Raw genomic sequence first — 23,760 nt, 5'->3', positions numbered from 1 at the left:
AGCGCAGAAGATGGAGCTCAGAAGATGGAGCTCAGTCGAAGAGGTAGCGCTGCACCGTGGGGCCCACCCGTGCGACGAGGTCGTCCACCGGGGCGGCAGCGAGCGCCGGGAGCTTCAGCACATATCGGGCGATCAGCATTCCGGCGATCTGCGAGGCGACGAGCGAGGCTCTGAGGTCGGCGTCGTCGACGTGGAGGCTCCGCGAGATGCGGGAGAGGAGCTCGCGCGAGAGGAAGCCTGCCAGCAGCGGTGTCGTGACCCGACTCCCGATCGCGGTGCGGAGGAGCATGACCCCGCGCCGGCGCACCTCGGGCTGCTCGAACGCCTCGAGGACATATCGGATCAGGCGTTCACCGACCTCGTCACGCGGACCCGCGACGATCCCCGGAACATCGATGTCGGGACGCAGCGGGATGCCCACGGCTTCGGCGAAGAGGTCGGCCTTGGTGCCGAAGTAGTGGTGCACGAGGGCGGAGTCCACCCCGGCCCGCGCGGCGATGGAGCGGATCGTCGCTCCGTCGTAGCCCTTCTCCCCGAAGTCGTCGACGGCGGAGGCGATGATCCGCGCCCGCGAGTCCGAGACGCCGCGGGGTCGGCCACGCCGCCTGCGAGGCTTGTGCTCGGTCATGCCCGTCAGCCTATGACGCGCGAGGGTGGCACGGCGGGCCGGTCAGTCGAGCAGATGACGCAGATAGCGCGTCGGATGCTCGAGGAACGAACGCCAGTGGTTCACGATCTCGAGGTCGCCCCACTCGGCCGGGCGCACACCCCACTCGCCGACCTCGAGGATCTTCGCTCCCGGCAGGGCCGCCAGCACCGGCGAGTGGGTGGCGCACAGCACCTGTCCTCCCTCGTCGGCGATGCGTCGGAGCACGGCGATCAGGGCGAGGGTGGAATTGAAGGACAGCGCGGCCTCCGGCTCGTCGAGGCAGTAGAAGCCCGGTTCGTCGAAACGGCTCTCCAGCAGCGCGAGGAACGACTCGCCGTGGCTCATCTCGTGGAACGGCACGTCGGGGGCGCTGGTCGACGGGTTCTCCTCGAGGTAGGTGTAGAAGGAGTGCATCGTCTCTGCACGGAGGAAGAATCCCCATCGGCTCGAACCCACTCCCCGCTGCAGCCGCAACCACTCGGACAACGGCGACTCGGTGGCCCGTGTGGTGTGCCGCGCCTGCCGGGAACCGCCCTCCGGCGAGAGACCGTACGCGATCGCGATGCCCTCGACCAGGGTGGACTTGCCGCTGCCGTTCTCGCCGACCAGGAAGGTCACCCCGGGGTCGAGGTCGATCCCCTCTCGCAGCACCTGGGCGACGGCGGGGATGCTCGTCGGCCAGTCCGTCCCCGTCGTCGGCGCCTCATCGTTCGGACGGACCGCGACGACGGGCTGCTGCCGTCGTCGTCGAGAGGTCGGCTCCCAGAACGCATCCATCGTGGCCCCTCCCCGTGTGACGTCTCGGAGAGGCTACCCGCATCCCCCGACAGGGACACGGGAAGGAGCCTCAGCACTCGATGACGTTGACGGCGAGACCACCCTCGCTCGTCTCCTTGTACTTGGTGGACATGTCGGCCCCGGTCTGGCGCATCGTCTCGACGACGGCGTCCAGCGACACGTAGTGGCTGCCGTCGCCACGAAGAGCGAGCCGGGCAGCAGTGACGGCGGTCGAGGCGGCGATCGCGTTGCGCTCGATGCACGGAATCTGCACCAGCCCGCCGATCGGGTCGCACGTGAGACCGAGGTGGTGCTCCATCGCGATCTCGGCCGCGTTCTCGATCTGCCGGTTCGTTCCGCCCATCACCGCGGTGAGGCCGCCGGCCGCCATGGCGCAGGCGCTGCCGACCTCGGCCTGGCACCCGCCCTCCGCCCCGGAGATCGATGCGTTGGCCTTGAACAGCGACCCGAGTGCCGTCGCGGTCAACAGGAAGCGACGGATGCCGCGACGACGGTTCGCCTCAGCGGTCTGCTCCTCGTCGAGGTCGCTCCCGTCGCTCACCGCACGCACGTCCGACTCGAAACCGAGCAGCGCACTGCCCACCAGCTCGCCGTACGGGGTGACCGCGTTGCCCGCCCCGAGCCCCGAATCGGCCAGGAAACGCCACCAGTACATCGCGACGGCGGGAAGGATGCCTGCGGCTCCATTGGTCGGCGCCGTGACGACGCGACCGCCCGCCGCATTCTCCTCGTTCACGGCGAGCGCGAAGGCCCCGAGCCATTCGCCGGGAAGCTCGCGATGCCCGTCGGCTTCCACCTCTTCGAGCTGGCCGCGGATCACACCGGCACGTCGCTTGACCTTGAGGATCCCGGGAAGGGTGCCGTCGGCATGGAGGCCGGCATTCACGCACCCCGACATGGCATCCCAGATCGCATCGAGCCCGGCGGCGACCTCCTCCTCCGAGCGCAGCGAGGTCTCGTTCAGTCGCGCCACCTCGGCGATCGACAGTCCGTTCTCGTCGCAGAGGGCGAGCAGTGACGCCGCATCCGCATAGGAGTACGGGAATCCGGCGGTCGTGAGCTTCGCCTCCTCGCCGTCGCGTCGGATGAAGCCTCCGCCGACCGAGTAGTAGGTCTCCTCGGCGACAACCGCACCCGAGTCGTCCCAGGCGGTGATCGTCATGGCGTTCGGGTGTCCAGGAAGCCGGGTGCGCGGCGCGAACACGATGTCGTCCTTCGCGAAGGGGACGTCGTGGGTGCCGTCGACGCGGATCACAGCCTCCGCGGGCAGATCGGTCCAAGCTGCACGCACGTCGGCAGGATCGCAGGTCTCCGGCGTGAGACCGCGCAGGCCCGCGACGACGGCGTCCGGTGTGCCGTGCCCGATGCCCGTCGCTCCGAGCGAACCGTAGAGAGTGCTCCCGATCCGGGCGACCTGAGGGAGGACGCCCGTGGCTGTGAGTCGCCGAGCGAAGTCGAGGGCCGCTCGCATCGGTCCGACCGTATGAGAGCTCGATGGCCCCACTCCGATGGAGAAGAGGTCGAAGGCCGAGACGTACGCTGTCACCCCTCCAGGCTACGCCGGATTCGCCGGTTCGGTTCACCGCGGTTAACTCATCAGCGCGTCAAGCCCCTTTCCGTTCTCGGCGTGCGGAGCCATCCTGGTCGGACCACATCGTCGAAAGGGGTCATCATGACCGACAGCACTCCCGATCCGGAAACCACGGGCGATCCGGAGACCACGGGCGATCCGGAGACCACGGACGATCCGGAGACCACGGACGAGGCCTCCCCCGAATCGCAGACCCCCACACCCACGCCGTCGTCGGATACGAGCGAGGGCGAGGTCACGACGCCCGCCGAGGCGGAATCACCCGAAGACGCCGACCCGAGCGAGGTTCCGAGCACCGAGGAGCTCGAAGAGCCGAGCACCGAGAAGGCCCCGGGTGAAGAACCCAAGGCTCCGAAGCGCGATGAGCCCGAGCCCGATCACGAGGCGGTCGGCATCGGCGTGATCGACGCGGAAGAGCCGCAGGCCGACTGAGCTCCACAAGAACCCGCAGCACCACCGAGGCCCCGCCCTGCCGTCATCGGCGGAGCGGGGCCTCGGTCGTGAACGGGTTCCCCCGCTACTCGACGAGCTTGCCCGCGGTGTCGACCTCCCGCATGAGCTCGGCGATCTCGGGTGAGATCTCAGGGATCGCCTCGCGGGTCACACCGTCCTTCGGCGACCACACCAGGTTCACCTGCAGCGTCGGGTCGGTGTCGGGGAAGTCGCTGCGGTTGTGGCATCCGCGGGTCTCCCGACGTTCCAGCGCCGCCTCGAGGGTGGCGCGTGCGGCGAGCGCCGACGCCTTGAGGTCGAACGCGTGGGCGAGGTCCTGGAAACCCGCGATGTCGGGGTGGATGCCGATGTCCTCCATGCGCCCCTCGATCATGTCGAGATCGGCGAGCCCCGCACGCAGCCCCTCCTCCGAGCGCACGACTCCGGCGTACTCGGTCATCAGGTTGCGGATCGCCCGCTGCAGGGCGCGGACGTTCTCCCGCCCCTCCGCGGCGAGCAGATCGTCGATCTCCGCCCGCGCCTCGGCCACAGCCGTCGCCGACCGACGCTGGGCATCCAGACCGGCCGCATGCTCCATGGCTGCCTGCCCCACGATGCGCCCGTAGACGAGCAGCTCGATGAGCGAGTTGCCCCCGAGTCGGTTGGCGCCGTGCAGTCCACTCGAGGCCTCGCCGATCGCGTAGAGGCCGTCGACATCGGTCTGGTGGTCTTCCGGCCGCACCCACACACCGCCCATCGAGTAGTGCGCGGTCGGGGCGATCTCGATCGGGTCGGTGGTGATGTCGAGCATCTGCAGCTCCATCATCGTCTGATAGACGCGAGGCAGGCGCGTCATGATCGTCTCGCGCGGCAGGTGCGACACGTCGAGCCAGACGCCGCCGTTCTCGGTGCCGCGACCTTCCTGGATCTCGGTGTACGCCGCGAGCGCGACGCGGTCACGCGTCGACAGCTCCATCCGCTCGGGGTCGTACTTCGCCATGAACCGTTCGCCGAGCGCGTTGCGCAGGATGCCTCCCTCGCCGCGAGCCGCCTCGGAGATCAGGGTTCCCGCTGCGCTCTCCGGCTCGATGATGCCGGACGGGTGGAACTGCACGAGCTCGGGGTCGCGCAGGCGAGCTCCCGCGTCGACCGCCAACCGGAAGGAGTCGCCCGTGTTCTCATCACGGCGGGAGGAGGTGCGACGCCAGATGCGGTTGTGTCCGCCGGCCGCGAGGATCACGGCATCCGCGTGGATGAGGTAGCGGGTACCGTCGGCCTGGTCGAAGCCGTAGGCCCCGAACACGACGTTGTCGCGCACCAGCAGGCGGGTGATGTAGACGTGGTCGAGGATCGGCACGTCGAGCTGCTCGGCCTTGCGCACGAGGGTGCGCTGGATCTCGAGGCCCGTGTAGTCGCCCGCGAACGCCGTGCGGCGGAAGGTGTGGGCGCCGAAGAACCGCTGCGAGATGCGTCCGTCGTCTTCGCGCGCGAAGTCCATGCCCCAGCGCTCCAGGTCGCGGATGCCCCGCTCGGCGCCCTGGGTGACGATCTCGACCGTGTGCGGGTTGGCGAGGAGGTAGCTCTCCTTGATGGTGTCGGCCGCGTGCTGCTGCCAGCTGTCCTCCGCGTCCATGGTGCCGAGCGCTGCGTTGATGCCGCCGGCGGCGAGGGAGGTGTGCGCGTCCTGCCGCGGTCGTTTGCCCACCGCGAGCACGTCGACGCCGTGTTCGGCGATCTCGATCGCTGCCCGCAGGCCCGACCCCCCGGTGCCGATGACGAGGACGGTGGTGGATATCTGACGTTCGCGCGTAGCCATGCGGTCCACGGTAGTTAGGCGATCCTAATAACTCCAATGCATAGTTCGACTTGAAACGATGCGGGTAGGCTATGGCCATGAACCTCGAGCAGCTCCGCGGGTTCGTCGAGGTCGCGCGTCTCGGACACTTCACCCGCGCCTCCGAGCACCTGCACCTGGCACAGCCGTCCTTGAGTCGGCAGATCTCGACGCTCGAGCGCGAACTCGGCGCGGAACTGTTCCATCGTGCGCGCGGCCACATCGCCCTCACGGCCGCCGGCGAGACGCTCCTCCCCCGCGCACAGCGCATGCTGGCGGAGGCAGATGCCATCCGCGACGAGATGGGCGAGCTCGCGGGCCTCCGACGGGGACGCGTGCGCCTCGGCGCCCCTCCCACCCTCTGCATCAGCCTCGTCGCCGAGGCGATCAGGTCCTTCCACACCGCGCACCCCGACGTCGACCTGCATCTCACGGAAAGCGGATCTCGCCGCCTCGTCGAGGAGCTCGCCGTCGGCGCGGTGGATATCGCACTCATCACGGAATCCGACGGCCCTCCACCTTCGGGGTTCAGCCTCACGCGGATGCCGCTGCTCACCGAGGAGCTCGTCGTCGTCTCGGCCGCGACCGAGCCGCCCGTATCGAGCTCGGCATCCATGACGCTCCTCCACCTCGCGTCCCTCCCCCTGATCGCACTCGACGAGACCTACGAGCTTCGAGCCACGACCGATGCGGCCTTCCGCGCCGAGGGCCTCAGGCCCACCCATGTGCTCGAGGGCGCCGAGATGGACGCGGTACTGCGTTTCGTCGAGCGCGGCGTCGGCGTCGCCGTCGTGCCGGCGATGGTGCTCCTCGATCGCCCCGCCCTGCGGTCGGTCCGGCTGACGCACCCCATGATGACCCGCACGGTGAGCCTCGCCCACCGCGCGGATGTGACGCCCGCCGTCGCCGTCGCCGCGATCCGCGACGTGATCGTCGCGACCGCCGCCGAGGTGGCCGACCGTGATCCGGCGATCACGAGTCTGCTCGCCTGACGGCGCGAGGCTCATCCACAACGATGAGCTGACTCGTTCCCGACAACGCAGAAACGGCCTCCACCGAAGTGGAAGCCGTCGGTGTCACGGAGTGGACGATTCAGAACCTACGGAAGCGCGCGGGCGCGCCGACCAGACCAAGAGGACTGAGTGAACAGGTGTTGACTCGTGCGGCAGAGCTGTATGCCGAAGGCGTCTCGTTTCGCAAGATCGCGATCGCTGTTGGCTACGACGCCCGGACGGCGCCCGCTGAGCTCCGATCCCGCGGCATCGCCGGTTAGTGGCGTCGACGCGGCTGCTTTCCGCCCGTTGCTTTCTGATGGTCTTCGAGCGCGGACATCACTGCACGCATGATCTTTCTGTGGGTCGATCTCTGGGTGCACGAGCGAGAACACCGTCACGGCGTAGTTCCGACTGCGTTTCGCTCCAAGCGCCGGACTGTGCGAGCGTTCCCGATACGCTGCCAGTGGTACTTCCTTCATGCGCTATTCATGAGTACCTCACCGGCTAGACTTCACGACGGTAGGCGAGAAGCTGGTCGTCGGCGAGATTGTGTCCAGGAACGAAGTATCCTTGGAGCCCCCATTGCTCACTCGCACTCAGGAGAGCGAATGGAGCCGAGTCCTTAAGCCGCACGGAACGAAGCTCTTGATGTGTCACCAGGCGGGTGATATCCGTTAATCTCGCCATGGGGACGGTCCGCACTATGGACCTCCGAGGCTGGAGGTCAAGCGTGACCGAGACTTAGTTTTTGATTAGGTCTCCAGTGATTTGCCTATCGGTTGCGAAACGATCAGCCCAGGCGGGTCGATCGATCTCGGCGTTTCCGTCTAGCTCAGTCAACGCATCGAGCAGACCTTCGAGAAAAGGGGCAGCCTCCTTGGGCCAGATCTGCTTCTCGCCTTCGCCATCCCACCTGCCCTCGAAGGTCGTAGCAGGAAGTAGCGCAAGCGTGCCTCCGCCTCGTGGCTTGACGACCGCTGCGACGGCACGTTCGGTCCCCTGAACTCGTGCGATCACACTTCCAGGGGGTTGATCCATCGTGGCTGCATAACGAAGACTCTTTGCATACTTCCGAAGATGGCTCTGAACGGGACCGCTTCCGACAGACTCGATGCGATCACCGCTCGCGCGCACGAACGAAGTGCCCTTGACCGGAATCGCAGACGTGATGTCGAGCTTCGCCACCATCCTCGTTCTGGCTGCATTGCGTCCTGTCCCCGACGTCTGCACCTCGCCTGTCGCAACGTACACCGGTTGCGGAGGGCCGATAATGATGATGAGGGTCCGACCACTGTTCACGAAGTCAGTGAACTCCGCACGCCTCCGCTGAACATCAGCCTTCATATTGGCCGACTGCCCATCTGAGAGGCTCGGTAGGCCCTGGTACGAATTGAAACTGGGGTAGTTCTCCATGCTTCGAGCTGGATCCCAGATCACCACGTCGTAGTCGAACACGCTTACGTCACTGCCGAAGGTGTCCCGAGTATCGTCGTCGTCTCCGAAGAGCGGATCAAAATCAAGCGAGAGGATTCTCACAGTGCCCTCCGTCGGTCATTCAATCTGTAGGTTCGGTACCGTCTTTTCATAGCTGCTCCTGATTATGACAGGGGCGTACGACACGTCAAACCTGTCCAGAATCGTTACCGTCGGTACATTCCACCTCTAGAGGAACAGCGCCCAAGGCACGTACCGAACCTAAGTACCTTGAAGGACTCAAATCCCGTTAACAGGGGACGGTTCACTATGATCCTCAGGGCAGAGCGGTCTAGCGTGAGCCCGAACCGATAGATAGTTGACGTATGTGAAAGCGAGACGGTCGTGAAAACCCACGAAGACGTTCGTCGTCGTCAGTACGTTGAATGTGAGGCTGCCGAGATCCTGCGGCTCGCACCGTAATCCGCGGTCTCGGAAGCCGCCGAACCATTGGCCGAACTGAGCGGGAGCGAAGTTGCCGTTGGACATGACGAGCACACGAGTGATGGCAGTGCTCTCAGCGAGCGCGACGATGTGGACATCGAGAGAATCCGGTGATGCCGTTCCAGTCGGATCGACGACCACCAGTAGATCGCCTTGGGCATGAAGAGGCGAACCTTCAATTCGAAACTCGGATCCATCGTTGAACCCGAACTCCGTCGTTATAGGCAGGACCCACTCATACGTGAGATGCATTGTCCCTCGGAGGATCGTCGGGGTATCCAAGCTCAGCTCGTTCACTGGCGCGACGGGGCGAAAGTCATGCGCCGAAAGGAGCTCACGCACGACCTCGACGAACAGCGCCGGCTGCATGGGAGCAAGGGCGCTCCGTAGCGGATCGATACCATGTCCGAGCGGGCGCCCTCGCCACGCCGGGCCGTCGACGCGCATCGAGCGATGTCGTGGCATCTGTTCGATCACACGCTCCAAAGTCTGCTGCTTAGAGATCTTGAACGTGGTCGTTTTCTGCGCCGAAAGCTTGACCAGGCCGCCACTTCGGTCGACATAGTCTCGAACGTCAACGGCTAGGAACTCTTCCGCCGCCTCGACGTAGAGTGCAAGATATACGGGTTCGGGAGCGTTGTACCAGGCGCGAACATGATCCAGCTCGAGCGATGGTGTGGTGATCGTTTCGGCAGCGTCGTAATCGTCTTTCGTCACGGTTGTGTCGTGAAAGCCCTTGGCCTGAAACCAGACGCGTGGACCGATTACTTCCTTCTTGCCCTCGACGTCGATCCAGAGATGGATCCCTACATCAATCACCGCGCGGTCAACGGGATACTCGACGAGCACACCCTCTTTCGTGAGGATGCTGCGGAGCTTCGCCATGTAGCTCTGTTCCAGAACGTCATCATCGCTGATCTGCGGCACAGCTACGCGGTCTCCTTCTCGTCTGCTTTCTCCGCATGCTTGGTGGCTGCAGCGAAGGAGGGGTACCCGGACGTGCGATCAACCAACGTCAGGACCATGTCACCCTTGGTGAGGCGGTCCGTGAAGTAAGTCCCTTCGACTTCTTCGGGCTTGAGTGATGTGGGATTGAGATTGCAGGCGCCTGCGCTGCGCATGCTCCGATGCGACTCCGACATTTTCGGGATGTTGTCGTAGGTGAAGGTCAGGTTGTCGACAGAGCTCTCGTATGCCGGGAGCCAGGTGGTTGCGGTGCTCTTGCTCGCGCTCTGATCCGTGTAGAGGCGGAGATGTACCGCCCAGAATGATTGCGTGACCTCAAGGAACCCTGCGATCGGTCCTCGGTTGCCGCCTTCCGGAATGTGTGAATCCAGGTGAGGAGTGAGCGTCACCCTCCAGAGCCCGCGCACATCGGGACGACGAACGAGCCTTTGCACTCCAGGCAGATGCCAGAGCCAGAGATCCCATGCGACGACGCCGGCAACGGTTATGGCAGGCAGGAACGAGACGACGAAGCGCCACCAACCCGGTAGCTCAAAGCCGAGCATGAACAGAATGATCGAGTAGATCGCCGAAACGATCAGGGTGATGGTGCGAACAAGTGCGGTAGGGCGACCCATCTAGGCGTCTCCGAACCCGAGATAGTTCCATCCCGCATAGGCGAAGTCACGCGCGTCCTCCCGCGTCCACTTCTGCTCGTAGTGGAACAGGAACTTGGTCTCGTTGACCTCGAGCCAGCGGTCGCTGTCGTTCGTGGGTTCATCACCGTCAAGCTCGTTGTAGATGTGGGCAAGTACGCCCTCGACCGTCGCCGTCCACGTAGCGGCGGTGAAAGACGAGTCGGGACAGTTGTAGACGAGACACTCGATGAAGAAAGACGGGACTTCGCGATGTGTCCCGTCGGAGACCATGGCGTTCTCCAGACGCTTCAGAATTCGTACTGTCTTCTTGTAGGCCTGATTCGTGCGGCTGTTCTTGTTGCGGCCATTCGTGAGCTGACGCGCCGAGTAGTTCTCTACGTGCGAGCCGTCGGTCTTGTAGACCCGAGCGCCTTCGATCCAGCTTGAAGCCGAGTAGTAGTAGCGGTACTCGAAGCACGGAACGACATCTGCCTCGACACGCGCCGAACTTGAGTGAACCTGGATCGCAGTCGATCCTGACGTATCAACGTCAGAGCCGAACTTGGCGCGAAGTGCGGCAATGAGCTCGTTCCGAAGGGTCTGCGGATCGCCCCACTCGCCCGAATAGGGGGTGACCGACGTTCCGAGGTCGGGCGAGGTCTTGTCATAGTAAAACAAGTTGGTGCACTCGACAGCGATGTCGACGTCGCTGTCGGACCGAACGTTCGTGTTGTTGGCGTAAGAACCCTTGGCGTATACCTTCCGCGACAGGGTCTGAAATGCCGGATGCGCGTTGATCGCCTCCCGGATCATCCGCTCCGTGCGGTCTTGCTTGTCTTGTTCGGTTGCGCTCGACGGTCCCGTCCATCCCGTCAGCTTGTTCTCTAGAGCTGTCATCCCCAGCACTCCTCGCTTTCTGCCCCTGATTATGACAGGGACCTCCGACACGTCAAGAGTGCGCAGAATCGCCCGAGATTCATAGCTATAGCGAAATCCGCGAGCTGGAGCTCATCTTGGATGCGCGATGGTACTCTCATCGCACTTAAGGACGACGATCAGAGTTTCAGCGATGCGCTCGCGGTCGTGCGAGCAGATGTGCGTTCCGCACGGTGGCTGCCCAATGCAAAGTCTGCACTGTCCTCGCTGAATGAGATGGGCTCAGACACGATCGAGTCACTCGACTCCGATCCCTTGGCTGTCCTCGGGAGTCTTCGGTGCAGAGCCGTATGGATCATCAAAGCTCACGCGGTTTCGCAGGACGATGACGCAAATGACGAGGCATAGCACGCAGCGAGTCTTCGCGCTCATCACCCAATCGGCACACCAAACGATGCCCTCGCCTTCTACATGACCTGATTGCAACCGAACTGCTGCAAGCTGGACATGCCCGTGATCTCGACGGGGCTTCTGAGCTCGCAGAGACGCTCGTCGAACAGGTTCGCGTTCTGATCATCGACGCGCAGACGCTTGCTTCGAACGCCGGAGAGGCATTGACGCTTGAGATTTATGGCAGCGAAGGTGAGTATGCTCCTGGCCTGTCTGCAGGCGATCCGAGTTTGTCCGCGCAGGAGCGGCGGATCCAATCCAACCGCCTTCATATCTCCGCAATCCATTCGGCACTTCGCGCGCTATCGCCTACCGAATTCGATCACGCCTGCACGGCCGTACCGCAACTCATGGGATGCGTGGAACCTCAGACCTCCCCGAGGCGTGACGGTGGCGGCATCGACTTCTATGGACGACTTGAACTGACGGGCCGCCTCGATAACGGTACGCCCCACGGCGGCCTCGACAGACGGGTAGGGCTGTGGCTGGTCAACCAGGCGATGCAGTATCCAGATCGTTCGATCCGGGCGGCTCACATCCGTGAACTGTCGGTTCCGTCGAACTGGCGCGAATGGGCGGTGCCATCCACATGTGGCAAGGCCTTCAACTACGCCCATTTGACGCCACAATCCAACTACTCTTTACGACTGGCACCTTCGCGAGTGGCGCTCTCCTCCAGCTGGAGACGACCGGAGTCGGCGCCATGAGTGGCGTGCAATTTGCCACGTTATTGGCGGATGCCAGGCGATGATCAGATAGCGTCTGCGTTCGCCGAGGAAGCGTTCTGCTCCGCTCTAAACATCCTTAGCTGAGCGCTCAGGAAGATGCCCTCCTACGCCGCTAAATTCCGTAAAGCTTCAGAGCGACGTGGTTCACAATGAGTCGCCGTCCACCCTTGTCAAACGCGAAGTGGATTCGCCCGACCTCGTTCGGCTTGACTGCGTCGCGCACCTTGACGTGGGGCACCTGGTCGCGTCGTTTGCCGTCAAACTCGAAGTAGCGCAGCGACTTGTTCTTTTCGATTGTGTCGTCGGCGGTCGAGACGTTCAGACCAAAGTTCTGCTTGAACCAGTCGTCGATGTGCCCGATTGAACCTGGATCGTCGCTGTAGAGCCTGTGCGCCGCCCGTGCCAACGCGATCAGCGCCTCAGTCATATCGGTGGGATCGGGATACGCGATCTTCTTCCAGGAGCGCTCGGCCGCTTCGGTGAAGACGATACGAAAGTCACTCGCGTCCGTGAGCCCTAGAAAGGTATCCGCGGGGTCGGACGACTCCTCCAAAGGAACGATCTTCTCCCACGGGTCTGTCTCGGCTTCCTCGACCAGCTCATACTGCGCGAGGTATTGCCCCTTCCAGTAGTCCACCTGTGCCTGCAGATCTTCCGCTATATCGGCGCGCGCTTTGAGGGCCTCAACGTCGTGGGCGTACGACTCCGCCAGATCCTGAGCTTCGTTGAGGTCGGCGTCCAAGATCGCCACCTGCGCAAGCAAAGCATCTCGCTCGGCGCCAATATCCGCTGCCTCTTGAGCAAGACGAACGCGCGCATCGGCGTCAGCACGCGCGGCCCGCTGGACCTTCTGACGGGCGCGCCGCCACCCCTCGTCAACACCGCGGGTAAGCGCCGCGACGGGAGCCAGTCTCGGCATCAGACGATTGCGAAGCACCTCGCGGTCTGCAGCAGCCTCTACCTGCGCCGCGGTCACGTCGATGCCGGGCGCCGCAAGATCGGACCACACGAGTCGGGCGCCACCGAAAGGTATCTGAAGCCCGGGGATGGCGGCTTGGATCGCCTCGCGAGTCGAGTAGGTGAGCGTGACGATCCTCGCGAGCCCAATGAGCTTGCTGGCTGCGACGAAAGCAGCGTCTCGGGTCTCCGTCGACCTGCTGTGCACCAACAGGATCGGGAGGCGTGACGGCGACTTCAACGCGGCAACCAGGGCGCCGATCTCCTCCGCATCCCGCACCATCTGGAAGCGTTCATCGACGTGCTGACCTCCTATGCTGAGGCGTAGCGATTCGTCCCGTACAACTGCCCCCACGATGCCCGGCTGGAAGACGCTCGTGCTCCGAACCGGTGTCAGCGCTCCCCCGAGATATTCCCTGCTGATGCCAACACGGAAGTTCACGCGGCCAGCAACTTCGCTAGCGGTGACGCGGGTTGTGAGTTCGACTCCGGAATCCAGCGTCTGCTGCACCGAGACCCTCAGCGCGCGATCTGCACCTACTGAGATCGACTCCCATGCCGCAACACGGTCCGACACGACCAGATCCCTCAACTCGACCGGGGGTAGCGTCGCCCTCCCTGACTCGCGCAGATCGGACGCGAGAAAGGCAACCTCCGACCCTCGGCTCAGCCATTCCGCGACATGGTCAAGTAGCTGCGCGAAGGCGGAGTCGTCCGCACGCACTGACTCGACATCGAAGTCGACAACGTATAGGAGGTGCATCGGCGCCGCCTTTCTGTGTATCAGCACACCAACGAGCGGAAACCACCGCGTCTGTGAGCGTTCTCCGCCTGAGCCTATCGAGCACGCTCGCGTTCGACAGGTTCCTGCAAGCGATAGATCCAACTACCCTTGTCATAATCTGTCCATGCGGTCCCGGTGTTAATGCTCCTCCACCACGCCGCCCGTCCGCGAAGCATCTGGCTCGGCGCGCTCGCCGACGCGACCGGCCATCTCGGGCTGGTCACCACGTTCTCGACCATGTGCGAGCTGCCCTACGCGCATTTGGATGCCGTCGAACCCAGTCGGGACGTGAGCTTCACGTCGGCGCGACTTCGTCAAGCTCGCGGTCCCGGGACTGCAGCGGTGAGGGTCGCCCATTCGAACTACCGCAGCGGTGAGACTCTGCGGCGCCTGTCGCGCGGAGCAAACGAGGCCCCACTCGACGCATCCATCCTGGCGTGCGCAGCCCCCCGACAACGCAGAAACGGCCTCCACCTAAGTGGAGGCCGTTTCTCACTGTCTCAACACAGTGTGCGCCCGAAGGGACTCGAACCCCTAACCTTCTGATCCGTAGTCAGATGCTCTATCCATTGAGCTACGGGCGCCCGGCCCGCTCAGCGGGCCGTAGAACAGCCTACAACAGTCCCGACGCGAAAGCGAAACGAGGCCTCAGCCGTCGGTCGATGCGGCCTTCTGCTGCTTCTTCCGTCTCTTGGCCTTGGCTCTCTGCTCCGAGGAGAGCGCCTGCAGGTCGACGAGTCGAAGGGCCTGCATCCGGGCTTCGCGCATGCGGTTGTAGTCGGGATCCTGGTCGGGGCGCATCCCCTCGACACGCAGTCGACGGTCGAGGTTGTGGCGTACGTCGGCCCAGGCCGCGCTCCTCGCCTCCTCGACGATGGCGGCGAGCTGATCCCGGTCCTGCATGATCTCGCGCAGACGCACGGCGACGCCGGTCGACTGCTTGGCCCGGCGGCGGAGGTTGCGCACATCGCGATCGCGGTAGTCGTGCGTTCCCACCGGGTCGGAGTGCCGGCCCCTCGCCCGCTTGCGCAGGGCGGTGACGGTGGCCGCGGCTTCTTCCGACTCCTCGGCCATGGCACGGAGCGCCTCACGTGCGTCGTCGATGTACTTGTCCATGTCGAACACGCCGTCCTCGGCGATGGTGCCGATGAGGATGTGGTTCTTGACGGCCAGGCGCGCAGCAGCGGTCGCGATCGCGACGCCTTCGGCGATGGCATCCGCTGTCCGTCCCACCGGTACCTCCTCTCCTTGAGCGTACCGGTATCGATGCGGCCCGGTGTCGGCCAGAATGGTCGGAATCAGCATGCCCCACCCATCCGACATCCGCGGGTTCCCGCCCCGATCACGCCCTGCAGGAGACGCATGAAACACCTCGATCTCACCGGGGGCACCACCGTGATCACCGGAGGCGCCAACGGGATGGGCGCGGAGATCGCACGACAGCTCGCCGCCCAGGGAGCATCTCTCGCGCTGATCGACCACGACACCGCGGCTCTCGCGAGGATCGCCGAGGAGCTGCACGACGCACGGGTGACCACGCACGTCGTCGACCTCCGCGACGACGACGCCGTCTTCGCAGCCGTCACGGACATCACCGAGTCGCACCCGCGGATCAATGCGCTGATCACGTGCGCCGGCTCCTCCATGCTCGGCGACATCGACCAGTTGACGATGGAGGAGATGCGCTGGCTCACCGACGTGAATCTCTGGGGCACCGTGTCCGTGACCAAAGCGCTCCTCCCCGCGCTCCGCGCCACCCCTGCCGCCCACATCACCCATCTGGCGAGCGTCTACGCCCTCGCCGCCCCCGCCGGACGGATCCCCTACGCGGTGAGCAAGTTCGCCGTACGCGCCTTCTCGGAGGCACTGCGGCACGAACTGGAGGGCACCTCCGTGAGCGTCGGCGCCGTGTACCCGGCCGGGGTGCGCACCGGGATCATCCTGCACGGCCGCTATGCCGCGGCGATCGATCCGAAGGTCGCCGCCCGCGCCGCCGCCGCCCAGGCGGAGATGTACCACACCGAGCCCGCGGACGCGGCGGCGCGGATCATCCGCGCGACCGAACGGCGGGCTGCGCGGACGATGGTCGGCCGCGAGGCGCGCCTCATCGATGTGCTCACCCGTCTCGCGCCGTCGTCGTACTGGCGTGTGATGCGGCGGCCGCTGCGTGAAGCGGTCGACACCACGACGCCGATATCCTGACGCCGAGTAGGCGCACCGCCTCAGCGGACGACGCCCACCCAGATGCCAGAGGCCCAGGCCTGCTGATCCCCGTTGCAGCCGACCGATCCGGGATACCCGCGCACCACGGCCATGCAGTTGGCGAGGAATTCCGGATCGCCGCCGAACAGCGACCCATAGGCCCCGGACGACGTGAGCGAGCCCCACACGCGGAACTGATAGATGTGCGCGAGCTCGTGCGCCATCGCCCAGTTCAGCCGGCCGGCGCCCCAGTTCGCGATGTCGGCACGATACTTGATGTATCCGTTGCTGTTCGCGCAGGCCGGAGCGTTTCCCCCCGCACAGGACGACGATTCGTAGAGCCCGACGCCCCCGCCGCCGACGAGGTCGAGCGCCGCCCGCACCCGCGCGTAGCCGTCAGGGCCGCTCGACGACCATGCCGGCCCACCGGGGCCGGAGCTCTGAACCGCCTGCCATGAGGCGACCTCGGTGCCGACCTTCTCGGTGAGCGCGTGCACGGTCGCCGTGGCCGCAGCGACTGTGTCGGGGTTCTCCTTCTCGGCGGCGACGGTCTGCTGTGCCGAGAGCGCGGCAGCACGGTGCGCGGCCGTGTCCACCCGCCCCTCCGCACCCTTGAGGGCGACGGTGAGCGCCTGCACCTCCGCGAGGAAGGCGGGACGCTGGGCGAGGACGGCGGCGCGCTCCGCGGTGTCCTGCTCCGCACGGTCGACCGCGCCGTCGAGATAGTCGGTGCGCTGTCCGGCATCGTGGTACTGCTCGGTGAGGGCGGTCAGCTCAGCGACGGCGGACGCCCTCTCCTGCTCGAGACCTTCGGACCTGCCGACCATCCCCGAGACGAGGAGGACGGAGGCTGCGAGCGCTACGGCCAGCGTGCGACGCATCACGGCAGGAAGCCCGTCGTGTCCGCGATCTGCGCGTCCTGCTCCGCGAGCTGAGAGCGCAGCGCGGTCAGCTGCGCGGCGAGCTCCAGGTTGTCGCCCCGCGTCGCCTCCAGCGCACGTTCGATCCGGACGATCTCCGCTTTGACCGCGGCGATCGATTCCAGACGCTCCTGATCAGCGATGGCGACGACTGTGATCCCACCGAGAAGCAAGAGGCATCCGACCGCGACAGCAAGACTCCGCATCTCGCTCCCCAGGACAGCGCACCAGTTCCGGACCGACTCCGATCGCCCCAATATACAACCGGAGGCGCCTCCGCAGGACCCGAACGGTGGGAGGCCGAAGGCCCGCGGCGCTCAGACCGTCAGGTCGCTGTTCGCCGCAAGCCGCCGCTCCGCCGCGGACTGGCCGCTGGCGAGGTGCGCCGGCACGATCCGACGCAGCGCTTCCGTATCGCGCTCCGCCATCGCCTCGAGGATGATGCGGTGCTCATCCGCCATGGCGAGCAGGTCGTCGTGCTGACCGAACAGCCAGCGCAGACGGGTGAGGAAGACGGCGATCAGCTCTCCGAGCATCTCGTTCGCGGCGAGTTCGACGGCGACCTCGTGGAACTCCGCCGCAGCGATCCTCGCCGCCTCGGAATCCTCCGCACGAGCGGCCGCGAGCTCGCGCTCGTACGCGGCGCGGATGCGGGCGATTCCCGCCTCGTCGTGCCGCTCCGCCGCGAAGACGAAGATCAGCGTCTCGATGGCCTCGCGCACCTCTGCGAAGTCCTGGATGTCGCGGTGCGTGAACTCCCGCACGACAGCCCAGGTACGAGGACGGGCGACCACGATCCCCTCCGCGACGAGCGTGCGGATGGCTTCGCGGACCGGAAGGCGGGACACGTTCAGCTCCGCCGCGATGTCCCGCTCGACGAGTCGCGCACCCGGTTTCCGGCGCCCGAGGATGATGTCGTCACGAAGGATGCGCGTGACCCGCACCGACTCGAGTTCCCCGCCTGCTGCTATAGCCCCCGCCATCTGGGCATTCTCGCACCCCAGCCGGTGTTCCTCAACTTTTGGTATCCCAAGGCTCCGCGGCCCTGGGCTCCGACGAGCGGGCGAGAGGATGCGTCCCCTCGCCCGCATCGACGCTCAGGGCAGACGGTTCGCGCGTGCGAGGTTCTCCGTCAGCTCTTCCGCGTTCTGGCGGACCACATACGCCGGACGGTCGCGCTCGACCCGCCAGGACTCGCTGAGCGGACCCACGTTGACGGTGTCGAATCCCGCCTCGTCGTAGAAGCGGGTCACGAAGGCGACAGCCTCCGCATCATCACCGGCCGTCGCCAGCGCCCGCCGGTTCGGCGTGCCGGCAGGAGTACCGTCCGACGTGATCTCCGAGGCGAAGATGTGGTTGAAGGCCTTCGCGATCTTGGAGTTCGGGAGAGCGCGCTGCACCAGCTCCGACGTCGTCGTCTCCCCCTTGTCGAGGGCGTCGATGTGCCCGTCCCGCTCGAAGTAGTAGTTGTTCGTGTCGAGCACGATCTTGCCCGCGAGCTGCTCTGCCGGCAGATCGTCGATCGCGCGGAGCGGCACCGTGACGACCGCGACGTCCGCAGCGGCGGCTGCATCCTCCGCAGTGGCGGCGCGCGCGTTCGGTCCGAGCTCGGCGACGAGGTCGGCGAGCGTCTCCGGTCCCCGCGAGTTCGCGATCACCACGTCGTACCCGTTCGCGATCGCCAGGCGTGCGACCTGGCTGCCGATGTGTCCTGCACCGATGATTCCGAGAGTTGTCATGTCGGGACCAACGCCGGGTGCTCGAGGCTATTCCCGTCGAGTCGTCCGACGACGGCTCAGACGTCACGGAGCAGGCTCTCCTCTGTGCGACGGTAACCCAGCTGCTCGTACAGGTCGATCGCTCCCGTGTTGAAGCCGAAGACGTGCAGACCGATCGAGTCAGCGCCGAGCCGGCGTGCTTCCCGCTCGACGGCATGCATCAGTTCGCGCCCGTACCCTCTGCGCCGGTGCGCGGCGGCCACCTCGATGTCCATGACGAACACGTGAGGACGACCTTCGCGCTGACGCACGCCGACCCACAGGATGCCGACCTCCGTTCCGTCGACGGAGGCGGTGAAGAGCTCCTGTCCCGCGGTGTCGAGACCGTCGGGGAGCTCGGCGATCATCTGACGATGCGACTCGGCGACTGCCTCCTCCGGGGTGTAGCGACCGGACTCGACGAGGTCGTTCGCGAACCCCTCCTCCGATGCGGTGGCGAACGTCGGGAAGCGCTCCGGGGTCATCGGCGACACATCGACGTGGGGAGCGACGTCGCGCACCGGGAGCGGTTCGAGCACCATCTGGATGGAGGCCGCCTCGAAGCCTCGTCCGCTCGCGAACGCCCGTCCGGTCGTGTCCTGCGGGAACAGCTGCATGCCGACCTGCGTGACACCCTCTTCTCGCGCGATCCGCAGGATCTCTGCGAGCAGATCGTCGCTGTGCGCGTCGGTGAACGGCTCGTCGACCACGAGGTCGAGGAGGAAGAGCTTGTCGTCTCGCGAGATCAGCAGGAGCGTCCCGACCTCCCCTTCCGCGTCGACGACCACGCGCATGACCCGCGCGGTCGCGGTCGCGGCGGAGTCAGGGAACAGCTCGCCGAACAGCTGATCGACGTGGGCGACCGCGTCGACGCCGGGGCGCCGGTCCGACACCCTGTTGCCGTCGATGAGACGCTTCCGCGCAGCGGCCCGCCATTCGTCGAAGCGTTCGGCGGGCAGCGGCATCAGGTGCACGGACATGCGTCCATCCTGCACCTCAGCTGCGGGTGAGCGCGTCTTCCGCTGCGACCCAGGCGAGCATGGCGCACTTGACGCGTGCGACGTACTTCGACACACCACCGAGGGCTGCCGCGTCCCCGAGCAGCTCCTCATCGGGTTCGATCTTCCCGCGGGAGCGCATCGCCTCGCGGAATGCGGCGATGCGCACCTCGAGGTCTTCGACGCTGAGCCCCTCGGCGAGCTCTGCCAGCAGGGAGGCGGATGCCTGCGAGATCGCGCAGCCGTGGCCCTCCCAGGCGATCGCCTCGACGCCACCGTCGGCTCCGCGATGCACCTGGAGGGTGATCTCATCGCCACAGGTCGGGTTCAGCTGGTGCGACTGCGCAGGGATCTCCTCTCGCAGCCCATACCCGTGCGGGGTGCGCGAGTGGTCGAGGATCAGCTCCTGGTACAGGTTCTGCAGGTCGCTCATGCGCCCCTCCGGAAGAAGTCGATGGCTCCGGCGACGCCCTCGATCACGGCATCCACCTCCGAGTCGGTCGTATAGAGATAGGTGCTCGCCCTGGTGGACGAGGTCACGCCGAGTCGGCGGTGCAGCGGCTGTGCGCAGTGATGGCCGACGCGCACCGCGATGCCGAGATCGTCGAGGAACTGCCCCACGTCGTGGGAGTGGATGCCCTGGACGTCGAAGCTCGCCAGTCCCACGCGGGGCAGATCGATACCGGCGCCGAGCACGCGCACCCCGTCGATCGCGCTCAGACCGTCGACGAGTCGCCGACCGAAGGCCGCCTCATGGGCGGCGATGCGCGGCATCCCGACCTCGGTCAGGTAGCCGACCGCTGCGGCGAGCGCGATCGCCTGCGACACCCGCTGCGTGCCCGCCTCGAAACGCTGCGGCGGCGGAAGGTACTCCGCTTCGGTCGTGGTGACCGTCGTGATCATCGACCCGCCCGTCAGGAAGGGCGGCATCGCAGCCAGCACGTCGCGGCGGCCGTAGAGGGCACCGATCCCGGTGGGTCCGAGCATCTTGTGTCCGGACAGCACGGCGAAGTCGACGTCGAGAGCACGCACGTCGAGGGGCAGATGCGGTGCCGACTGGCAGGCGTCGAGCAGCGTCAGCGCACCGACCTCACGGGCGAGCGCGACCACCTGCTCCACGGGGTTGATCACTCCCAGCACGTTGGAGACGTGCGTGAAGGCGACGAGCTTGGTGCGGGCCGTGATCAGCTCGGCTGCGACGTCGAGCCGCAGGGCGCCGTCGTCGTCGAGGGGGATCACCTTCAGCGTGGAGCCGGTGCGCGCCGCGAGCTCCTGCCACGGGATGAGGTTCGCGTGATGCTCCATCTCCGTGGTGACGATCTCGTCGCCCTCTCGGAGCCGCAGGCGCTCCGCAGCCGCACCGCCGCGCCCGAGCGATGCGTTCGAGAGGGAGTACGCGACGAGGTTGATCGCCTCGGTGGCATTGGACGTCCAGACGATCTCGTCGTCGTCCGCGCCCACGAATCGGGCGACGGCCGTACGGGCGTCCTCGAACAGCTCGGTCGCCTCGGCGGCGAGCGTGTGGGCGCCGCGATGCACGGCCGAGTTCATCGAGGTGGCGAAGTCGCGCTCGGCGTCGAGCACAGCCACCGGTCGCTGTGACGTCGCCCCGGAGTCCAGATACACCAGCGGACGCCCGTGCACCTGCGCCCCCAGGATCGGGAAGTCCCCGCGGATGCGCCGCACCTCGGTGTCGTTGAGGGGGGCGATCACGTCGAGACCGGGAGAAGTGCTCATCCCTCCATTTTCCCACCTGGGGACCGGGGGTGGGCGCGACGGGTCAGGAACCGCCGAGAGTCTTCGCGTCGGCGGCCGCGTCGTAGCGGTCCTGCGCGTCACGTACGTCCTCGACATGCGACTCCGCCCAGACCTGAAGCGCCTGAAGGGGCTCATGCAGGGTCCGCCCCAGTGTCGTCAGCAGATAGCGGGAGTGACCGTCGTCGCCGACCGCGCGCTCCAGCATCCCGTCGCGCTCGAGCGCTCGGAGTGTGTCGATGAGGACCTTCTTCGTGATGCCGTCCATCCGCGTGTGCAGCTCGCCGAAGCGCAGCGGCTGTTCGTGCAGGAGGACGACGATCATCGCGGTCCACTTGTTCGCGATACGGGCGAGCGATGCCCGAGAGGGACAACGGGAGGAGAACACCGTCCACGTGCTCGACATCGGCCGCTCCCTCCCGGTGACGTTGAAGTAACCGCGCCACGATCGAGACGCTGGATGCTCCACAGTACCGATCCATCGAGGAGGAGCATCATGTCGGCGATCGACGTCGTAGCGCAATACGGTGCGGCCATGGCCGCCGGGGACATGGAGGCGCTGTCTGCGACCTTCCACCCCGATGCCGTCTGGCATCAGCCCGGAGCGAACCAGCTGTCAGGAGATCACGTCGGCCCCGACGCGATCATCGCGCACCTCGGCAGGTTCATGCAGCTGAGCGAGGGCACTTTCGCCCTCGAGACGGACTCGGCGACCGAGAGCGGCGCCCTGGTATCCGCCACCGTGCGCTTCCGCGCACAGCGCCAGGGGCGGGACGACCTCGATCAGCACGTTCTCGATCAGCACGGTGTCGACGTGTTCCGTGTCGCCGACGGCCGCATCGTCGAGGTCTGGCTGATGAGCGAGGACCAGGAAGCGGAGGATCGCTTCTGGGGCACGGCCTGATCCGTCCCCCGATTCGAGCGACACCGGGCGGTCGTGGACCTCGACCGCCCGGTGTCCGCAGCTCTAAGCTCATCCCATGATCGCCCAGGACACACTGCTCGCCTTCATCGTCGCGGCGTTCATCATGGTCGTCATCCCAGGACCGACCGTGCTCTTCACGATCGGTCGAGCCATGGCGCTCGGCCGGATGGGTGGATTCCTCAGCATCCTGGGCACGGCAGTCGGATCGATCGTGCTCGTCGTCGCGGTGGCTCTCGGTGTCGGCACCGTGATCGCGCAGTCGGTCGTGCTGTTCACGATCGTCAAGGTGCTCGGCGCCGGCTACCTGATCTTCCTCGGCATCCAGGCGATCCGACACCGGAAGGAGGCAGCGCATGCCATCGCCGCGGCGCGGACCAGACGCTCCGGGTGGCGGTTGCTCGGGGAGGGTTTCGTCGTCGGCGTCACGAACCCGAAGTCCATCGCGTTCTTCCTCGCGATCCTCCCGCAGTTCGTCGATCTGCATGCCGGATCGGTGCCGGCGCAGCTGTTCCTGCTCGGGGTGATCGTCGTGGTGATCGGCGTGAGCTGCGACGCCGTATGGGTGCTCCTGGCGAGCGCCGCGCGTGACTGGTTCGGCCGCTCGCCCCGACGCATCGAGGCTATGGGCGCGACCGGCGGCGGGTTGATGATCGCTCTCGGCGCTTTCCTGCTGGTGTGGAGCGAGAAGCCCGCCACCGCGTGAACGCGGCGTGAACGCTCGAACTCACATCCTGGCGTACCGGGCCCTGGCGATACAGAAGACGCCGTAGACGGCGAACCCCGCGCCGACAGCACCCAGGACGAGTCCGCCGAGGGGCAGGTCGAGCAGACTGTGCAGGGCGGCATCGAGCCCCGCACCCTTCTCCGGGTCCTGCGTGACGGCGGCGACGACGAAGAGCACCCCGGTCACGGCGACGGCGATGCCCTTGCCGAAGTAGCCGATCACTCCCAGGGTCACGATGCCCCTGCGGGCGACTCCCGATGGCAGGTCGAGCAGCTTCTCGAAGCCGCGGGTGAAGCCGCCGACGATGAACCCGACCCCGACCCCGACGACCGAGAGCCCCACGACGACCAACAGGGCCACGCCGCCCGGCGCCGACAGCAGCACCGCGCTCAGGGTCTTCGACGCCGTCTCGGAGTCGGCATCGCCACCCGCGGCGTAGATCAGGGCCATGCCGCCGACGACGAGGTAGGCGGCGGCGATGCCGAACAGCTTGACGCGCTGACCCCACTTCTTCGTCTCGGCCGGATCTGCGGCGAGGAAGGCACTGGCGATCTGCCACACGGCGAGCGTGATCAACCCGGCGGCCACGAGCACGAGCAGCAGCCCTCCGATCGGGCTCTGGCGGATCTGCTCCATGGCCCCGTCCTGGTCGGCGTCGCCCGAGGCGCCCGCCGCGATGGAGATCGCCACCGATCCGATGATGACGTGGATGAGGCCGAGGACGACGAAGCCGGCACGGGCGGTCCGTCGGAACGTCGACGACCTCTTGGCGACGCGTGCCGCGTTCTTGACCGTGCTCATCTTTGAAGCGTATCCGTCGTGCGGAACCTCGCCGAGGGGCTTGATTTCGCCTCGCCTGTCGCTCCGGCCCGTCGCCCCAGCCTG

General features: G+C 66.1%; 24 protein-coding genes and 1 tRNA gene. 5 read left to right on the top strand and 20 right to left on the bottom strand.

The window, feature by feature from the left end; all coding sequences use genetic code 11:
* Positions 1 to 31: 31 nt before the first annotated feature.
* From AB4070_RS16195 to AB4070_RS16185, 3 genes are all read right to left on the bottom strand, one after another.
* Positions 32 to 628: a TetR/AcrR family transcriptional regulator gene (locus AB4070_RS16195; RefSeq protein ID WP_441981003.1), complete on the bottom strand. Its 597-nt coding sequence runs from the start codon at positions 626 to 628 to the stop codon at positions 32 to 34.
* Between the two features lie 42 nt (positions 629 to 670).
* Positions 671 to 1,426 (bottom strand): AAA family ATPase, encoded by a 756-nt coding sequence (locus tag AB4070_RS16190; RefSeq protein ID WP_441981002.1) that lies wholly within the window; start codon positions 1,424 to 1,426, stop codon positions 671 to 673.
* Positions 1,427 to 1,496: 70 nt separating this feature from the next.
* The gene (locus AB4070_RS16185; RefSeq protein ID WP_441981001.1) at positions 1,497 to 2,993 is read right to left on the bottom strand and encodes an L-serine ammonia-lyase, iron-sulfur-dependent, subunit alpha; all 1,497 of its coding nucleotides are present in this window, start codon (positions 2,991 to 2,993) and stop codon (positions 1,497 to 1,499) included.
* Between the two features lie 126 nt (positions 2,994 to 3,119).
* Here AB4070_RS16185 and AB4070_RS16180 point away from each other — a divergent pair, with 126 nt between their 5' ends.
* Positions 3,120 to 3,470 carry a hypothetical protein gene (locus AB4070_RS16180; protein ID WP_441981000.1) on the top strand — a complete coding sequence of 117 codons (351 nt, stop codon included), beginning with the start codon at positions 3,120 to 3,122 and terminating at the stop codon, positions 3,468 to 3,470.
* An 85-nt stretch (positions 3,471 to 3,555) separates the two neighbouring features.
* On the opposite strand, the gene AB4070_RS16175 is transcribed toward AB4070_RS16180, so the two are convergent.
* Positions 3,556 to 5,286 carry an L-aspartate oxidase gene (locus AB4070_RS16175; RefSeq protein ID WP_441980999.1) on the bottom strand — a complete coding sequence of 577 codons (1,731 nt, stop codon included), beginning with the start codon at positions 5,284 to 5,286 and terminating at the stop codon, positions 3,556 to 3,558.
* A 71-nt stretch (positions 5,287 to 5,357) separates the two neighbouring features.
* On the opposite strand from AB4070_RS16175, the gene AB4070_RS16170 reads away from it, so the two are divergent.
* On the top strand, positions 5,358 to 6,296 hold the full coding sequence (locus AB4070_RS16170; protein WP_441980998.1) for a LysR family transcriptional regulator: 939 nt from the start codon (positions 5,358 to 5,360) through the stop codon (positions 6,294 to 6,296).
* A 744-nt stretch (positions 6,297 to 7,040) separates the two neighbouring features.
* On the opposite strand, the gene AB4070_RS16165 is transcribed toward AB4070_RS16170, so the two are convergent.
* From AB4070_RS16165 to AB4070_RS16135, 7 genes are all read right to left on the bottom strand, one after another.
* Complete coding sequence (locus AB4070_RS16165; RefSeq protein ID WP_441980997.1) at positions 7,041 to 7,835, bottom strand: hypothetical protein; 795 nt, start codon at positions 7,833 to 7,835, stop codon at positions 7,041 to 7,043.
* A 177-nt stretch (positions 7,836 to 8,012) separates the two neighbouring features.
* The gene (locus tag AB4070_RS16160) at positions 8,013 to 9,143 is read right to left on the bottom strand and encodes a DUF4365 domain-containing protein (protein WP_441980996.1); all 1,131 of its coding nucleotides are present in this window, start codon (positions 9,141 to 9,143) and stop codon (positions 8,013 to 8,015) included.
* Positions 9,144 to 9,145: 2 nt separating this feature from the next.
* Entirely contained in the window at positions 9,146 to 9,799 is a 654-nt protein-coding gene (locus tag AB4070_RS16155) for a hypothetical protein (RefSeq protein ID WP_441980995.1), read from the bottom strand.
* Positions 9,800 to 10,696, bottom strand: a complete 897-nt coding sequence (locus AB4070_RS16150) for a nucleotidyltransferase domain-containing protein (RefSeq protein ID WP_441980994.1) — start codon at positions 10,694 to 10,696, stop codon at positions 9,800 to 9,802.
* 1,269 nt (positions 10,697 to 11,965) lie between these two features.
* Entirely contained in the window at positions 11,966 to 13,573 is a 1,608-nt protein-coding gene (locus AB4070_RS16145; protein WP_441980993.1) for a hypothetical protein, read from the bottom strand.
* 532 nt (positions 13,574 to 14,105) lie between these two features.
* Positions 14,106 to 14,178, bottom strand: a tRNA-Arg gene (locus AB4070_RS16140).
* A gap of 64 nt (positions 14,179 to 14,242) precedes the next feature.
* Positions 14,243 to 14,827: an asparagine synthase gene (locus tag AB4070_RS16135; protein ID WP_441980992.1), complete on the bottom strand. Its 585-nt coding sequence runs from the start codon at positions 14,825 to 14,827 to the stop codon at positions 14,243 to 14,245.
* Positions 14,828 to 14,956: 129 nt separating this feature from the next.
* Here AB4070_RS16135 and AB4070_RS16130 point away from each other — a divergent pair, with 129 nt between their 5' ends.
* The gene (locus AB4070_RS16130; protein WP_441980991.1) at positions 14,957 to 15,796 is read left to right on the top strand and encodes an SDR family NAD(P)-dependent oxidoreductase; all 840 of its coding nucleotides are present in this window, start codon (positions 14,957 to 14,959) and stop codon (positions 15,794 to 15,796) included.
* Between the two features lie 20 nt (positions 15,797 to 15,816).
* On the opposite strand, the gene AB4070_RS16125 is transcribed toward AB4070_RS16130, so the two are convergent.
* The 8 genes from AB4070_RS16125 to AB4070_RS16090 all read right to left on the bottom strand — a co-directional run bounded on the left by AB4070_RS16125 (position 15,817) and on the right by AB4070_RS16090 (position 21,632).
* Entirely contained in the window at positions 15,817 to 16,677 is an 861-nt protein-coding gene (locus AB4070_RS16125; protein WP_441980990.1) for a hypothetical protein, read from the bottom strand.
* The gene (locus AB4070_RS16120; protein WP_441980989.1) at positions 16,677 to 16,889 is read right to left on the bottom strand and encodes a hypothetical protein; all 213 of its coding nucleotides are present in this window, start codon (positions 16,887 to 16,889) and stop codon (positions 16,677 to 16,679) included. The genes AB4070_RS16125 and AB4070_RS16120 overlap by 1 nt, the downstream gene beginning before the upstream one ends.
* A 144-nt stretch (positions 16,890 to 17,033) precedes the next feature.
* Positions 17,034 to 17,699 carry a GntR family transcriptional regulator gene (locus tag AB4070_RS16115; protein ID WP_441980988.1) on the bottom strand — a complete coding sequence of 222 codons (666 nt, stop codon included), beginning with the start codon at positions 17,697 to 17,699 and terminating at the stop codon, positions 17,034 to 17,036.
* A 114-nt stretch (positions 17,700 to 17,813) separates the two neighbouring features.
* The gene (locus AB4070_RS16110) at positions 17,814 to 18,455 is read right to left on the bottom strand and encodes an NADPH-dependent F420 reductase (RefSeq protein ID WP_441980987.1); all 642 of its coding nucleotides are present in this window, start codon (positions 18,453 to 18,455) and stop codon (positions 17,814 to 17,816) included.
* 56 nt (positions 18,456 to 18,511) lie between these two features.
* Positions 18,512 to 19,453, bottom strand: coding sequence for a GNAT family N-acetyltransferase (locus tag AB4070_RS16105; protein WP_441980986.1), 942 nt, complete (start codon positions 19,451 to 19,453; stop codon positions 18,512 to 18,514).
* 16 nt (positions 19,454 to 19,469) lie between these two features.
* A complete protein-coding gene (sufU, locus tag AB4070_RS16100; protein WP_058631507.1) occupies positions 19,470 to 19,904 on the bottom strand; it encodes a Fe-S cluster assembly sulfur transfer protein SufU in 435 nt (144 codons plus the stop codon).
* Positions 19,901 to 21,208 (bottom strand): aminotransferase class V-fold PLP-dependent enzyme, encoded by a 1,308-nt coding sequence (locus tag AB4070_RS16095; RefSeq protein WP_441980985.1) that lies wholly within the window; start codon positions 21,206 to 21,208, stop codon positions 19,901 to 19,903. The genes sufU and AB4070_RS16095 overlap by 4 nt, the downstream gene beginning before the upstream one ends.
* A gap of 43 nt (positions 21,209 to 21,251) precedes the next feature.
* Positions 21,252 to 21,632, bottom strand: coding sequence for a winged helix-turn-helix transcriptional regulator (locus AB4070_RS16090; protein WP_441980984.1), 381 nt, complete (start codon positions 21,630 to 21,632; stop codon positions 21,252 to 21,254).
* A gap of 90 nt (positions 21,633 to 21,722) precedes the next feature.
* Here AB4070_RS16090 and AB4070_RS16085 point away from each other — a divergent pair, with 90 nt between their 5' ends.
* A complete protein-coding gene (locus AB4070_RS16085; protein WP_441980983.1) occupies positions 21,723 to 22,130 on the top strand; it encodes a nuclear transport factor 2 family protein in 408 nt (135 codons plus the stop codon).
* A gap of 76 nt (positions 22,131 to 22,206) precedes the next feature.
* Entirely contained in the window at positions 22,207 to 22,854 is a 648-nt protein-coding gene (locus tag AB4070_RS16080) for a LysE family translocator (protein ID WP_441980982.1), read from the top strand.
* 21 nt (positions 22,855 to 22,875) lie between these two features.
* Here AB4070_RS16080 and AB4070_RS16075 read toward each other — a convergent pair whose 3' ends face one another.
* The gene (locus AB4070_RS16075) at positions 22,876 to 23,676 is read right to left on the bottom strand and encodes a DUF1206 domain-containing protein (protein ID WP_441980981.1); all 801 of its coding nucleotides are present in this window, start codon (positions 23,674 to 23,676) and stop codon (positions 22,876 to 22,878) included.
* Positions 23,677 to 23,760: the final 84 nt, after the last annotated feature.

It is taken from the genome of Microbacterium sp. 2RAF4, assembly GCF_052115285.1.
In the GTDB taxonomy this organism is placed as follows: domain Bacteria; phylum Actinomycetota; class Actinomycetes; order Actinomycetales; family Microbacteriaceae; genus Microbacterium; species Microbacterium oxydans.
Note: the sequence above shows the minus strand (reverse complement) of the source record. Positions and strands in the feature narration are given on the sequence as shown.